Annotated in this window: 10 protein-coding genes; 4 read left to right on the top strand and 6 right to left on the bottom strand. The window is 68.6% G+C overall.

Annotated elements, in window-relative coordinates:
• Positions 1-56: 56 nt before the first annotated feature.
• Positions 57-1,328, bottom strand: a complete 1,272-nt coding sequence (locus tag AAHM41_RS34400) for an ABC transporter substrate-binding protein (protein WP_342241141.1) — start codon at positions 1,326-1,328, stop codon at positions 57-59.
• Between the two features lie 861 nt (positions 1,329-2,189).
• Between AAHM41_RS34400 and AAHM41_RS34395 the strand changes: the two genes are divergently transcribed.
• The gene (locus tag AAHM41_RS34395; RefSeq protein WP_342241140.1) at positions 2,190-2,696 is read left to right on the top strand and encodes a sigma-70 family RNA polymerase sigma factor; all 507 of its coding nucleotides are present in this window, start codon (positions 2,190-2,192) and stop codon (positions 2,694-2,696) included.
• A gap of 81 nt (positions 2,697-2,777) precedes the next feature.
• Here AAHM41_RS34395 and AAHM41_RS34390 read toward each other — a convergent pair whose 3' ends face one another.
• From AAHM41_RS34390 to AAHM41_RS34375, 4 genes are all read right to left on the bottom strand, one after another.
• Positions 2,778-3,029: a hypothetical protein gene (locus AAHM41_RS34390; protein WP_342241139.1), complete on the bottom strand. Its 252-nt coding sequence runs from the start codon at positions 3,027-3,029 to the stop codon at positions 2,778-2,780.
• A gap of 350 nt (positions 3,030-3,379) precedes the next feature.
• A complete protein-coding gene (locus tag AAHM41_RS34385; RefSeq protein ID WP_342241138.1) occupies positions 3,380-4,579 on the bottom strand; it encodes a multidrug effflux MFS transporter in 1,200 nt (399 codons plus the stop codon).
• A 479-nt stretch (positions 4,580-5,058) separates the two neighbouring features.
• Positions 5,059-5,976 (bottom strand): MBL fold metallo-hydrolase, encoded by a 918-nt coding sequence (locus AAHM41_RS34380; protein WP_342241137.1) that lies wholly within the window; start codon positions 5,974-5,976, stop codon positions 5,059-5,061.
• A gap of 563 nt (positions 5,977-6,539) precedes the next feature.
• The gene (locus tag AAHM41_RS34375) at positions 6,540-7,091 is read right to left on the bottom strand and encodes a MucR family transcriptional regulator (protein ID WP_342241136.1); all 552 of its coding nucleotides are present in this window, start codon (positions 7,089-7,091) and stop codon (positions 6,540-6,542) included.
• An 802-nt stretch (positions 7,092-7,893) separates the two neighbouring features.
• Here AAHM41_RS34375 and AAHM41_RS34370 point away from each other — a divergent pair.
• Positions 7,894-8,535 carry a MucR family transcriptional regulator gene (locus AAHM41_RS34370; RefSeq protein WP_342241135.1) on the top strand — a complete coding sequence of 214 codons (642 nt, stop codon included), beginning with the start codon at positions 7,894-7,896 and terminating at the stop codon, positions 8,533-8,535.
• 23 nt (positions 8,536-8,558) lie between these two features.
• On the opposite strand, the gene AAHM41_RS34365 is transcribed toward AAHM41_RS34370, so the two are convergent.
• The gene (locus AAHM41_RS34365; protein ID WP_342241134.1) at positions 8,559-9,704 is read right to left on the bottom strand and encodes a hypothetical protein; all 1,146 of its coding nucleotides are present in this window, start codon (positions 9,702-9,704) and stop codon (positions 8,559-8,561) included.
• A gap of 347 nt (positions 9,705-10,051) precedes the next feature.
• Here AAHM41_RS34365 and AAHM41_RS34360 point away from each other — a divergent pair, with 347 nt between their 5' ends.
• Both AAHM41_RS34360 and AAHM41_RS34355 read left to right on the top strand, forming a co-directional pair.
• A complete protein-coding gene (locus AAHM41_RS34360; protein WP_342241133.1) occupies positions 10,052-11,188 on the top strand; it encodes a polysaccharide pyruvyl transferase family protein in 1,137 nt (378 codons plus the stop codon).
• Positions 11,189-11,246: 58 nt separating this feature from the next.
• A complete protein-coding gene (locus tag AAHM41_RS34355; protein ID WP_342241132.1) occupies positions 11,247-13,565 on the top strand; it encodes a polysaccharide pyruvyl transferase family protein in 2,319 nt (772 codons plus the stop codon).
• Positions 13,566-13,616: the final 51 nt, after the last annotated feature.

Here is a 13,616-nt window from a genome sequence, read left to right as displayed (position 1 = left end):
CCCCCCCCCCCCCCCCCCCGGCGGGGGCCCCCCCCCCCCCCCCCCCCCCCACGGGGTTACTTGGCGAGCGCCACCGCGTCGACCAGCGCCTTCGCCGCATCGGCGGAAGACTGGGTCGAGTTGAAGAAATTGGTGGCGACGTCGTAGATCGCGCCCTTGACTGCGGCCGAGGCGGCATGGCCGTGCGCCAGGCTCGGCAGCATGCCGCCCGTGTCCTTGAAGGCGTCGCGGTCGGCCATCGACTTCTGGCCGCAGGGATCGAACTTGTCCGGCTTCACCTCGGTGTTCGCCGGGATCGACCCCTTCACCAGGTTGAAGCTCTCCTGGAAGCTCGGGCTCTCGATGGCGCTGGCCAGCTTCAGCTGCGCGTCCTGCCGGGCCTTGTCGTCCAGGCTGAACATGGCGAACTGGTCGCTGTTGAACAGGAATGCCTTCTCGCTGCCCGGATAGGGCACGCAGACGATGTCGACGCCCGGCTTCAGCCCGGCCTTGATGAACTCGCCCTTGGCCCAGTCGCCCATCACCTGCATGCCGGCCTCGCCGTTGATCACCATGGCCGAGGCCAGGTTCCAGTCGCGGCCGGAGAAGTTCGGGTCGACCCAGCCGCGCAGCACGCGCAGCTGGTCGAACGCCTTCTGCATGGTGTCGCCGCCCAGCGCCTCGGGGTCGAGGTCGACGAAGGCCTTCTTGTAGAAGTCGTTGCCGCCGACGGCGACGACGATGGCATCGAAGGTGGTCGATTCCTGCCAGGGCTGGCCGCCATGGGCCAGCGGCGTGATGCCGGCATCCTTGAACTGCTTGGCCAGGGCCTGGAACTCGTCCCAGTTGGTCGGCGCCTTGCCGCCGACCTTGTCGAGCAGCTTCTTGTTGATCCACAGCCAGTTGGTGCGGTGGATGTTGACCGGCGCGGCGACCCATTTGCCGTCATAGGTCGAGAAGGCCTGGATGGCCGGCGGAACATGGTCGGCCCAGTGCTCCTTTTCGGCCAGCGGGGTCAGGTCGGCCAGCACGCCTTCCGCCGCCCAGTCGTGAACCGACAGGCCGAGCAGCTGCACCGAGGTCGGCTTGTCGCCGGCCGTCACCCGCGCCCGCAGCGCCGTCATCGCCGCATCGCCGCCGCCGCCGGCCACCGGCGCGTCCTTCCAGGACACGCCTTCCTTCTGCAGCTGTTCCTTCAGGACGTTGAGGGCGGCCGCCTCGCCGCCGGAGGTCCACCAGTGCATCACCTCGACCTCCTCCTTGGCCTGCGCGGCCGCGGAGGGGGCATAGGCCGCGGCGGTCAGAGCCAGCAGGCTCGCCACCGTCGCCGTGAGATACGTCTTGAGCATTCCCTATGCCTTCTCCTGTTCGATGCCCATGCGAAACGCGCAGGCACTCTCCGCCGTCGAACGCGGCGGATCTTGGTGGGGCCAGGCCCGAACCTCGACATTCCAGCCGGATCAAGCGGTCCGGCGGCGTACCGACTCCATACGCCAAGCGGCTGGGGCTGCGGAAGCCGGAATCCCTTTGTCTGACGAATATAGCGGCACCGACTCTGCCAATTTCTCTGAGGCAGGTAGAAAAAGTCAGGAATTCGATTTGATTTCGGCGTTCGGGGCACCCAGCCGCGAAGTCATGCGCAACCGGTCGAACGCCTGTTGCTGAAGATCAAAGGCCATTGGCAAGCACCGTCATCGCTGTGCCGGTCTCATTAGAGCGCGAGGGCGGCAAGGGTGACCGAGATCAGCTGTCGCGCCCTGAAGCCCGATCGACCGGGACGGCGTCTGCCGGCGCAAGGGCTGCGACGGTTGCTTCGCGAGACGACATCGGCGCGGCCCCTTCGTCCTGCCAAGTAGGGTGCCCTTCAGTCCGTCGAGGCCCTTGTATGTGTATTGTCAAATGATGTAATCACCAGAGATGGTAAACTAATTTTTGCCTTATCAAATGTTAAGGGTAGCGAGACGGAACGGTGCTGTGCGGCGTATTTGATGAAATATGCCGGACGAATGTCTGAAGCTGTGGCGGATTTTCGGTTGAATTTTGGTGGAACATGGAAAGTAGTTGAGCGTTTCATCCTCAGTTCACAACCGAAGCGGCAATGATCCTCCGATCATTGCCCGTCGTCCGGATCCGAGGCCGAAGGCCTCGAGTCCGGAAACGGAGAGTCTTTCCCCGCCGACGGCCACGGGCAGGAAAGGGTGGAGACAATAATGACGAGCAGGATCGAAGGAGCCTCGGCCGCCAGCTTCACGTCCCTGGTATCGCCGCGGATGCCGGACCTCCGGCGCTATGCGGCATCGCTGACCCGCGATCCGGTGGATGCGGAGGATCTGCTGCAGGAGACGATGATGCGCGCCTACTGCAAGTTCCACCTCTGGCAGCCCGGCACCAACCTGATGGCCTGGATGGTGGTGATGATGCGCCGGATCTTCCTGTCGAAATTCGTCGGCCCGGCCAAGCGCGCCACCAGCCAGTTCCAGATCGAGGAGTGCGAGATCGCGGTCCCGGTCAACCAGGAGCAGCGGGTCGAGATCGCCCGGGTCCAGGCGTCCTGGCCGCGCCTCAGCCACGATCACCGCGAGGTGCTCGAGATCGTCGCGGTGGGTGGCGCCTCCTATGACGAGGCGGCCGCAACGCTCGGCGTCCCGGTCGGCACGATCCGGTCCCGCCTCGGCCGGGCACGGCAGAGCCTGCGGCAGCTCAGCGGCGTCCATTGACCGGCCGGCTGTACCGGCGGCATGGAAGAGAAGGGGCCCCTGCGGCGCCCTTTCTGTTTCAGCGCGTTTACAAATGGTCTCTCAGCCCTCCAGCTCCGCCGGCAACTCGCCCAGGCGCGCGAGGATCACCGGCTCGTCGGCATCCATGTCGGCGGCGAGGTCCTGCCGGGCCAGGACGACGCCGTCGGCGCGGCCCCGCGCCAGCAGCCGCGCCGCATGCTCCTCGGCCGGGCGCCGGGCGGCGAAGCCCCGCTCCGCCAGGCGGTGCCATCCGCCGCGCCGCCGCTCGCGTCCGCGCGCGAAGCCGATCACCACATAGAGGGCGGCCTTCACCGGCGCCGGTGCCGTATCGTCGGATAGCGGCGCTGCGACCGCGGCGGGGCGCGGCGGCGCCGGTGGCGGAGGAGGGGCGGGGGGCGGAGGCTCCGGTACGATCACTGCCGCGGGCTCGACCGTCGCGGCCGGCGCTGCGGAATCGGGCACCTCCAGCAGCAGCGGCTGCGCGACCGCCGCCGCCCGGCCCGGCCGTCCGGCCGCGGCCGTGCCGGCGCGGCCGGCTTGGCCTCGATCGGCCCGAGCGTGAAAGCCAGTTGCTGGATGTGCCCCATGACGGTCCGGGTCGTGATGACGGCTCGGAACGAATATAGAACATTGGCCCGATCTGTCGAGTCCGCGTTTGCCGGCTATGTCGGAGAAGCGACGGACACGCCCCTGCTCAGCCGGAGGGCCGCGGCAGCGGCCAACAGGCCGATGAAGGAGGCCAGCAGCATCAGCCCCATCAGCAGCGCCGGCGACGGCTCGCCGGACAGGGCGAGGCCCGTCAGCGTCGTCATCAGCGCCCCGCCCAGGACGGTCAGCGCGCCGGTTATGCCGGCCGCGCTTCCCGCCAGCCGGGGGCGCACCGACATCGCCCCGGCATTGCTGTTCGGCATGGTCATGCCGTTGCCCAGCCCGACGAAGATAGTGCATCCGAAATAATGGGCCGGCGTCAGATGGCCCATGGCGATCACCGCCAGGCCGACCAGGAGGCCCAGGCAGGCGAGGATCCGGCCCATCAGCATGATTGTTGCCGGCGGGTGCCGGCCGGCCAGGCGGCTCGCCAGCCAGCTGCCGACCATGAAGCCCGCGGTGATGCTGCCGACGAACAGCCCCAGCTCTGCCGTGCCGATCCCGAAGACGGCGGTGGCGACAAGGGGCGCTCCGGCCAGGAAGATGTAGAAGGCGCCGGTCGAGAAGGCCGTGCACAGCGCATGGCACCAGAACACCGGCTCACGCAGCAGCGCGGTCAGGCGCCTGCCGTCATGTCCCTCGCCGGCCGGGGGCCGGACGGTTTCGCCGACATCCGACCATGCCAGGCACAGCAGCCCCGCTCCGGCCGCGGCATAGAGCAGGAAGACCATGCGCCATCCGAAGGCCGCGTCCAGGACGCTGCCCAGCATCGGTCCCAGCATCGGGGCCAGCGCCATCGCCATGCCGATGCGGCCCAGCAGGCGTGCCGCCTCGGCGTCCCCGGCGGTGTCGCGGACGATGGCGAGCGACAGGACATAGCCCGACGCCACGGCCGCCTGCAGCATCCGGAACGCCAGCAGCATCCACACGGTCTGGGCGGCCGCGCAGCCGAGCGATGCGAGCGTGAAGACCGCAAGCGCCGCCAGCAGCACCGGACGCCGGCCGATCCGGTCGGCCAGCGGACCCACGCCGAGCTGGACCGCGGCCGAAACCGCAAGATACCCGCCGAGGGCAAGGCTGACCACGGCGTAGTCGGCATCGAGATCCCGCGCGATGTTGGCCAGCGACGGCACGATCATGTTCAGCGTCACCGTCGAGGTGGCGGTCATCAGGATCAGCGTCGCCAGGGCCGGGGGAGTGCTTGCCTTCCGCATCGGGACCTCCGAAAACAAAAAAGCCCCCGAACTGGGTTCGGGGGCACATGGCGAACGGATATGGCTGCCGCTACCGGACCATGCACCTTTCGCCGACGGTTACGAAATTTGATGGAAGCATCTACTGTCTCCTGCGCAATGAACCTATTCCCAGAGAGGGAAGGTGCGCAAGTCTGTTCCGGCTTGCGCTCTCGGCATCAAATCGCAGCCGGCGCCGTCGAGTGGGCGCCCTTATCGGGGCTAAGCCAGCCGATCGGACCAGGCCCCGCATGACGACCGTCCGCAAGGTGCGACTGGCTGCCGCGAGCAGATACAGCGAATTCTCCCATGAAACCGGGCAATGGTCGATCAGGGGATGGGGAGGAGCCGAAGTCTCAGCCTAAGCCGGCGAAGAGACCGGCGGCGTCGTGATGAGGCAGCGATCGACCCGCTGGTCAAACGCATGCGGTCGTCTGGTTCGGCCCCACCCCGACAAGCGGTCAGTAATCCCAGAAGACCGGCACCCAGCGGAAGGCGTCGCCGGCGGCCGCCACCCGGCCGACGGACGGGAACGGCAGATGGGTGGCCACCAGCAGCTCGCCGGTCCCCGCCAGCTCCTGCAGCAGACGGGCCCGGACCCGGGCCGCCTCCTCGGGGTCGTGCTCGAAGCCGTTGTACCAGTCGGGGTGGTCGAACCCGACCGTGAAGACGAGGTCCCCGGCGAAGGTCAGCCTGTCGCCGCCGGACGCCACGCGGACCACGCTGTGCCCGGGGGTGTGGCCACCGGTGCGCTGGACGACCACCCCCGGCGCCACCTCATGCTCCTGATCGAACGGCCGCAGATGGCTGCGGTACTCGGCCAGGAACCGCTTGGCGGCCGACCGAAGCGCGTCCGGGAACCCCGGCGGCATGGAGACTTGGGAGAAATCGGGCGCTCCCCAGAACTCGACCTCGGCGGCCGACACGTGGATCCGCAGGTCCGGACGCAGCCGGTCCTTCACCCCGTCGACGAGCAGCCCGCCAACATGGTCCATGTGCATGTGGGTCAGCACCACGTCGGTCACGGACGCAAGATCGATGCCGGCGGCCTCCAGTCGCTTGATCAACTGCCCGGCCCGCGGCAGGTGCAAGTCCGGGTCGAACCCCAGCCCGGCGTCGACGAGTATGGTCTGGTCGCCGCTGCGCAGCACGACCACGTTCAGCGCCCAATCGAACGCGTCCGGCGGCAGGAACATATCCTTCAGCCAGGCCGCCCGGACAGCCGGGTCGACGTTGTGGGCCAACATCGCGGTCGGCAGCGGCAGCACCCCATCGCTGACCACCAGCACGTCGATCTCGCCGATCCGCAGCGCGTAGCGCGACGGAACCAACTCGTCGGGCCTCGGTCGATCGGGGTGTGAGATGCTGTCCGGGCTCATATCTGTCTCCTGCTCATCGCCTTACACACGGCATGGACGACGCTACGTCGAGGCGTGTTTGCGGTCGATTGGGTCGAGGGAGAGGGCGAGCTATCCCGCGGGATAGGTTCTGTCAGTCAGGTCACGCGGCGGCGAACAGCCGGCGCACCCGGCATGACCCGGTTCGCCGATCGGGTGCCGCTGCTCGAGCCATCGGAGCGCCGAATGTCGCGGCTGGTCAGCGCCGATGGTGGCCGGGCTTTGTCGCTGCCTGCAGCATCACGCGACCCGTTTGTCTAATCCAAAATCGTCTTGAATGGGCGACGTCAAGGACGCGGCGCCAAGCTGCACTCGTCGAGATCGAGCAAAGACGCGCCCGGGCAACGCCATCAGGACGTGCCGGCTCTCATCGGCGAAATCCGTCGGCTGCAGACGCCAATCGGCTCTGCCGACGGCCGGTGATCCCGGTCGCCCTGCGGACGCTTCGTCAGGGGCGGCTGGCTGGGCCGGGCAGACGCGGCACCCGTCGGGCCCGACCCCACGAACGATCCGGCCGCGTCCCGCAGCGGCCGGATCGTGGTGGTTCAGCGCTTGGTCTTCTGCTCGCTCGGGCGCGCGGCGCGCTGGCGGCCGGGCCGGCTGGCGCGGGCGACGCGGGCCGGGCGGCCGGAGCCGAGGCCCTGGCGCTTGGCGTCGGCCGATTTCGCCTTGGTGTAGTTCGGCGCCGTCAGCGGATAGTCCGCCGGCAGGCCCCAGCGCTCCTTGTACTGCTCCGGGCTCAGCCCGTAGGTCGCCCGCAGCCAGCGCTTCATGGTCTTGAAGCGGCGCCCGTCCTCCAGGCAGACGATGTAGTCCGGGGTCACCGAATCCTCGATCGGCACGGCCGGAACCGGCGGCGCCGCAGGCTCCGCCTCGTGCTCGGCGCCAGCCCCTTCGACCGGCACCAGGCCGTCAGGCCCGACATTCGGCAGCTCGACCTCGCCGTCAACCGCCGCGCCCTGGGTGGCGCTCAAGGTCGTGTAGACGTTGCGGATCAGGTCGAGAAGGCTTTCGCTGTCGAGCGTGTTCCGGGACACATGGGCGACAACGATTTCTTTGGTGAACCTCAGGATCTCGGTTTCGCTTGGGCGGGCCATGCTGCTCTTTCTTAGTTAGCGATCCGTCCGGGAGGCGAGGCGCGGGTTGAATTTGCGGCCGCCGAAGGATTCGAATCGCCTCCCTCCACTGGATGGCTAAAATTCTAGGTTCAATTTTAGGGTGTTTCGCTCGATTTCCGCAAGATGATAACGCAATGCTGTTCGATCCAGGTGCTGCGGCATAAAATGCCGGTTCCGGGCCTGCAGAGCAGCCGATAAACGCCTTCCGACACCCTCCGATCCTCGCGACATTGCAGCCTGTGGGTTGTACCTTGGGTTATGGAGAAGGCCGGAAATCCCCCGGCCGCCGCCTGTCGTCGGTGAATTCGACCACCTGTCTGCAGGAACTCAAACTCTTTATATCGAAATCTTGGCATATTTTCCGGGCTTCCGCAATGGCCGGGTCGCGGAAAGATCCCGGCCGGCCGGACTCCGCAGAGATTCCAGAGGGATTCCAGCACGGCAGACCACCGGACCACTGTTGGCGCCGGCTTGGTACCAGGCTCGGCGAAGGCGCTTTGATTTAAAACGGTCTTCCGCAATAGTTTTTAAGGATTAACCTGCCTCACGCTTGCTGGTAGGCTGATTTCGCGATTCGGATCATACAATAGCCGAATATGCGCCGCTGCTTTGCAACCAACGACAAAACGTTCAAGGGAGGGGGGAACCATGTCGGTCGGTCGGCCGACCGTGGAAACACTGGGTTGGTGGGGACAGCGCCTGCAGTAGCCTTTGCCGACAGTGGTTCCGATCGGGTCGAGCCGGCCTCAAAGCTGTGCGTCGGAAGGACGGATGAATGCGAATGGACCAGCTTGACGAAGCGGGCCGGAAGGCAGGCCGGGACCTGGCCGGGGCCGAGATCGACCTCCGGCGGTCGCTGCCGCAGCACCGGGATTTCGCGGCCGAGATCGCGCGGGCCTTCCGCTCGCGCCAGCCTGCGGCCATACCGGAGGATCCCGTACTGGTCCGGAAGATCCTGGCGGCGTTCGACGATCTCTCGGCCCCGCCGCGGCGTCCGGCCCGGCGTCGCGTCGCCGCGCCGGCCCCGGTGCCGCCGGTGCCGCTGCCCGAGACCATCGGCCTCGGCTTCCTGATCTGTCTGGAGGACGGCCAGGTCTGCCGCGATCTCGGTCGCCATCTCGACCTGGCGCATGGGCTCAGCCCGGACCAGTATCGCCGGCGCTGGGGCCTGCCCGAAGCCTATCCGATGCTGCCGCCAGCCTCGCATCAGGAGCGCCAGGCCTGGCGCCGGCGGCTGGCGCCACCGTCGGAGGGCGGCGGGCCGACGGTGCTGCGGCTGCAGGAGGAGACCCGGCGGGTCGAGGCCGGGCGGGCGCGCCGCCAGCATCGTCGCGGGGCACCCGCCGGGCTGCGGCACGACCGGATCAAACCGGTTCCCGGCCGCCGGTCGGAAGGGCCGCCGCCCGACGGCTTCCGGCGCTAGACACGCCGGAAGCCTGTCTCGGGCTACTCCACCCAGAACATGTTGCTCAGCGCCTGGCCCCAGGGCGGCACCAAGCCGCCGGCCGGATCCTTGACGATGTTGGTGTAGTCGCTGCACAGCGACATGTGCCAGGCATGGGATTCGTCCCCCTGCGTCAGGGTCCGGCTGTAATCGTTCTTGCTGCCGCTGTCGCTGATCGTCAGCCCCGGCACCGGGCTGCTGCGGAAGCTGTAGGGCGGGCTGCAGGTGTCGCGCTCGAACAGGGTCTTGCCCAGGGTCGCGGCGGCCTGGCGGCTGCGCGGATGCACCCAGTCGGCGCGGGCCCATTTCTCCCAGCGGGTCAGGCCGAACTCCTTGGTCCAGTAGGTGATCTCGACCTGGGTCGCCGGCCCCGGCCCCTTGCCGTCCTTGCTGGAACTGGAGAAGCGCAGCGAGATCAGGCTGTCCAGCGACTGGCCGTCCTTGTAGGCGAAGCGGTCGCGCATCCACAGGGTGAAGGGCCGGGCGAAGCGCTTCGGGCAGCCGGCCTCCGGCTCGCCGCCGTCCTTGGCGGTGACCAGCTTGCTCTGGAACGTCGAGAAGCCGCCCTGGCCCTCCGGCGGCAGCGTCGCCGGGCCGATCACCCAGCCGTAGCGGAACCGGCCGGAGGTGTCGGGCGCGCCCTCGCAGGACGGGGTCAGCCAGTAGGACAGCGCGACCGGGCTCCAGCTGCCCATGATGTAGCCCCAGCGCTCGTCGACCCATTGCACCGAGCCGCCCTCGCGGCCGGTGTCGAGCTTGCCGAAGCTGGGTTCCTCCGGCTTGGCGTCCGGGCAGCTGTGGTCGACGCCGCGGTCGTAGAAGCTGACGATGCGGGTGACGCCCTGCTTCTCGATCGGGATGTTGTCCTTCGACACCGTGCCCAGCCGCTGCGGGCAGGGGGCGCCGGGGCTGGGGAAGTTGTGCAGGTGATAGGGCACGGCCTCGCCGGCGCGGATGTTGCGGCGCCGGGTGCAGTCGCGGTCGCCCGGCACCAGCGCCGGCTCGATCCGGTCGTGCTGGTCGACGCAGACATCCATGATCATGAAGTCTTCCAGCTTGTCGGACTGGGCCTGGGCCCGGGCCGGCGGCGCGGCCAGGCCGGCGGCCAGCGCCAGGGCGGCGGGGAGGGCCAGGAAACGGAGCTGCATGCACTGCCTCATGATTGCGTGTCGGACGTGGCTCCCCCGCGGCCAGCATGGGCGAAACCGTCGCTGCGGCGAAGCGGCCGGATGTCGCACGGGAAGCTTTCGAAGGTTTTGCTTCGGCGGGTGATTCGCGAATGCACCGCCCGGTCTCCCGGAAATGCCGGTTTCAGGTTTGCTCGGCACATCATATTGATCTGAAAACGGATTCTAAACCCAAACCGCAAGGTGCCTCCGGACCACTCCGATGCAGATTTTTGCTTCGCACTGCGATTTCGCACCGCAAAAGGCATGACAGCGGCGACGATTCCGGCTTAAAACCTTTGGGTCGAAACTGGAATCATGGACAACCGATGGCCGTGCCGGGCAACGAGACCATTCGCGCTTTGGCCGCCTCGGTCAGGGAACGGCAGATCGTGCCGCTGACCTGGGTGGCGGCGACGCGCGAGCAGGACTACGTCAATCTCGGCGACGCCTTGAGCGCGGTGATGGTGTCGCTGCTGGCGGGCCTGCCGGTCGAGCATATGGCGCATGAATCCCGGCGCCTCAGGATGGCCGCGGTCGGCACCATCGGCCACAGCCTGAAGGAGGGCGAGGTCGTGGTCTGGGGCACCGGCAGCTCGCGCTGGCGCAACCCCTCGGCCCCGGCCGACCAGCGCGTCCCGGTGGGGCCGCTGCCCGGCACGCGCCTGCACATCGCGGCCACCCGAGGGCCGGTGTCGCGCCGGATCCTGGGCGGGGAGGACGCCGCCGGTCCGGCGGTCTATGGCGACCCGGTCTGGCTGCTGCCGCGCTTCCATCCCGCGCCGCGGCGGAAGAAGTGGAAGCTCGGCGTCATCATCCATCTCGCCGACCTGCAGGGCCGCTCCTTCGAGGTCCGGCCGAAGGCGGAGCACATCCGCTACGAGATTCCGGCGGAGCTGGCCGGCGACGTCCGGCTGATCCACACGGTGACGCCGATCGGCCTGGACGGCATGCGGGCCCGGCTCGACGAGATCCTGGAATGCGAGCGGATCGTGTCGACCAGCCTGCACGGCATGGTCTTCGCCGAAAGCTACGGCATCCCCTGCCTGTACTTCTCGCCCCGGGCGCCGCGCGGCCTGCACATGGCGGAACTCGACCCCGACGGCACGCTCGACCTCCGCATCGTCGACCTCTATCGCGGCCTCGGCCGGACCAGCCTGCCGATCTACGGCCAGCCGCGCCGCGAGCGCACCGACTGGCCGGCGCTGATGGCGGCGATCGACCGGGCCTGGGCGCCACCGGAATTCGACACGCAGCCGCTGCTCGAGGCCTTCCCGCTGGACCTGAACCCGCTGCAGCCGCAGCACGGCGAGACCGTGTTCGAACATCCGGTGCTGCGGCAGATCCCGCTGCAGCACCAACCCCAGACTGTGATCCGACCCGCCGCCGCCGAGGCCCGGCCGGCGGCCGGGCCGCTGCGGCGCATGGCGGCGCTGCTGCGGCGGCCCCTGCCGGACCGGGCCTGATGCGGCATCCCGGTCCGGCGACCCGAAACCGACCCTTTCGAAGTGGACGAGGCGCATGATGAACAGCTTGTTGCGGGCCACGCGCGACGCGGGACAGATCCCGCTCTCCTGGGCCGGCTCGACCAAGGAGATGGACTATCTGAACTTCGGCGATGCGCTCAGTCCGGTCATGGTGGCCCTGCTGTCCGGCCTCGACATCGCCCGCGTCCCGACCAAGTCGAAATCCGTGCGCATGGGCGCGGTCGGCACCATCGGCCATGGGTTCGAGGGTGGCGAAGTCTGGTTCTGGGGCACCGGCTGCTCGGGCTGGAAGAATCCGTCGGCGCCGGTGCCGGAGCGGCTGCCCTTCACCGTGCCGCCGGACTCCACGTTCCACGTCCCGGCCAGCCGCGGCCCGGTCTCGGCCAAGCTGCTCGGCGGCAAGGCCAAGGGCGGCGTCTATGGCGACCCGGTCTGGCTGCTGCCGCGCTTCTACAAGCCGAAGGTCGAGAAGAAGTGGGATATCGGCGTCATCCTGCACCTGTCGGAGCTGGCCGACCGCTCCTTCGCCCAGGCGAACCCGCGCGCCGACTACAAGCGCTTCGAGGTGCCGGCCGAGCTCGCCGGCCGGGTGCATCTGATCAGCACGGTGACGCCGATCGGCATCGGCGGGCTCAAGGACAAGGTCGATGAGATCCTGGCCTGCAAGCGCATCGTCTCGACCAGTCTGCACGGCATGGTGATCGCCGAAAGCTACGGCATCCCCTGCCTGTACTTCTCGCCGCAGGGCAACGAGGCCGGCCTGGCGCTGACCGAGCTCAGCCCCGAGGGCACGACCGACCTCCGGATCGTCGACCTCTACACCGGCATCGGCAAGGACAAGATCTGGAGCTACAGCCAGCCGCGCGGCATCGCCACCGACTGGCAGGACGTGATCGACACCATCGACGATGTGTGGGAGCCGGTGTCGATCGACGAGGACGCGCTGATCAACGCGTTCCCGCTCGACGCCAAGCCGCTGGCGGCGCCGGCCGGCAAGACCGTGTGGGACCACCCGGTGCTGACCGGTCTCGTGCTTCAGCATTCCGTCGACGAGCTGCGTCGGGAAGACCGCAAGCGCGTCGCCCTGGCCCGGGCCGGCGAGACCAAGTCCGAAACCGTGGCTTCCGCCCCGGCTCCGGTCCCGGTCGCCAAGCCGGCCCCGGCCCTCAAGGTTGTTTCCGCCATGACCACCGTGCCTTCGCCCCCCGCCCCAGCCAAGCCCGCCGCTGCCTCTGCCGCGCCGATGACCGCCGGCTCCGCCGCCCTCGCCCGGGCGCCGGAGCCCGTGCTCGAGCCCACGCCGGCCCCGGTCGTCGCCGCCCCGGCGGCGGCCAAGCCCGAGTCGGCGTCCCGCGACCGGCTGGAGACGCTGCTGCGCTTCAACGCCAAGCGGCTGTCGGTGCCGCTGTCCTGGGTCGCCACCACCAGCGAGCATCCGCACGCCAATCTCGGCGATGCGCTCAGCGCCGTGGTGGTCGCCGCCATCGCCGGCCTGCCGGTGCGCCGCGCCGCCTTCGACGACGCGTCGGAGCGGATGGTCGCGGTCGGCACCATCGGCCATGCCCAGAAGAACGGCGTGCTGCACTTCTGGGGCACCGGCATGGATGCGACGCTGAACCCGGTCGACCGCTCGATCCGGCAATACATGCGGCCGCAGAACACCGATTTCGTGGTGCATGGCGTGCGCGGCCGCAAGACCCAGGCGGTGCTGCGCGGCCAGGGCATCACCGTGCCGGACGTGTTCGGCGACCCGGTCTGGTTCCTGCCGCGCATCATGCCGATGCACCACGTCAAGAAGACGCATGAGCTCGGCGTGATCCTGCACATCTCCGAGCTGGCCTCGATGGACCCGCAATCGGGGGTGAAGGAGGCGCTGAAGCGCTACAACATCCCGCCCAGCCTGGCGGGCTCGATCCGGCTGATCAACACCTACACCGCGCCGAAGGTCGACGCCTTCGCCGCCAAGGTGGAGGAGATCGTGTCGTGCAAGCGGATCATCTCGACCAGCCTGCACGGCATGGTGATCGCCGAGACCTACGGCGTGCCCTGCGGCTGGTTCGGCACCTATGAGGGCGGCCGGCTGCTGCTCGACGTCGACGATCCGGAGAACCGGATCGACCACCGCATCCGCGACTTCTACTCCGGCGTCGGCAAGCCGGGCGTGATCGCCTTCTGCCGCGACCGCAGCCTGGAGACGCCGTGGGAGGACGTGATCACCTGGATCGACGAGACCTGGCAGCCGCTGCGCTATGACGGCCGTGCCCTGTTCGAGGCCTTCCCGGTGGCGCAGGGGGTGTCGTTCGACGACGCGGTGTGGCCGGTGTCGGGCGACGTCTACGCCCGCATCCCGTTCTGAGGCCGTGAGATGAACGGGCGATCCCAGCGCCCGTTCGCCGCTGCGGCGCGG

The sequence above is a fragment of the Inquilinus sp. OTU3971 genome, from assembly GCF_038440215.1.
The sequence above is the reverse complement of the archived record's forward strand: the minus strand, read 5'-3'. Positions and strand labels throughout refer to the sequence as shown.

What these genes read in the sequence shown, in the direction of transcription:
- AAHM41_RS34375 (WP_342241136.1), bottom strand. Translation starts at nt 7,091, where the DNA reads ATGGCCCGCCCAAGCGAAACCGAGATCCTGAGGTTCACCAAAGAAATC.
- AAHM41_RS34400 (WP_342241141.1), bottom strand. Translation starts at nt 1,328, where the DNA reads ATGCTCAAGACGTATCTCACGGCGACGGTGGCGAGCCTGCTGGCTCTG.
- AAHM41_RS34360 (WP_342241133.1), top strand. Translation starts at nt 10,052, where the DNA reads ATGGCCGTGCCGGGCAACGAGACCATTCGCGCTTTGGCCGCCTCGGTC.
- AAHM41_RS34370 (WP_342241135.1), top strand. Translation starts at nt 7,894, where the DNA reads ATGGACCAGCTTGACGAAGCGGGCCGGAAGGCAGGCCGGGACCTGGCC.
- AAHM41_RS34380 (WP_342241137.1), bottom strand. Translation starts at nt 5,976, where the DNA reads ATGAGCCCGGACAGCATCTCACACCCCGATCGACCGAGGCCCGACGAG.
- AAHM41_RS34365 (WP_342241134.1), bottom strand. Translation starts at nt 9,704, where the DNA reads ATGCAGCTCCGTTTCCTGGCCCTCCCCGCCGCCCTGGCGCTGGCCGCC.
- AAHM41_RS34395 (WP_342241140.1), top strand. Translation starts at nt 2,190, where the DNA reads ATGACGAGCAGGATCGAAGGAGCCTCGGCCGCCAGCTTCACGTCCCTG.
- AAHM41_RS34385 (WP_342241138.1), bottom strand. Translation starts at nt 4,579, where the DNA reads ATGCGGAAGGCAAGCACTCCCCCGGCCCTGGCGACGCTGATCCTGATG.
- AAHM41_RS34355 (WP_342241132.1), top strand. Translation starts at nt 11,247, where the DNA reads ATGAACAGCTTGTTGCGGGCCACGCGCGACGCGGGACAGATCCCGCTC.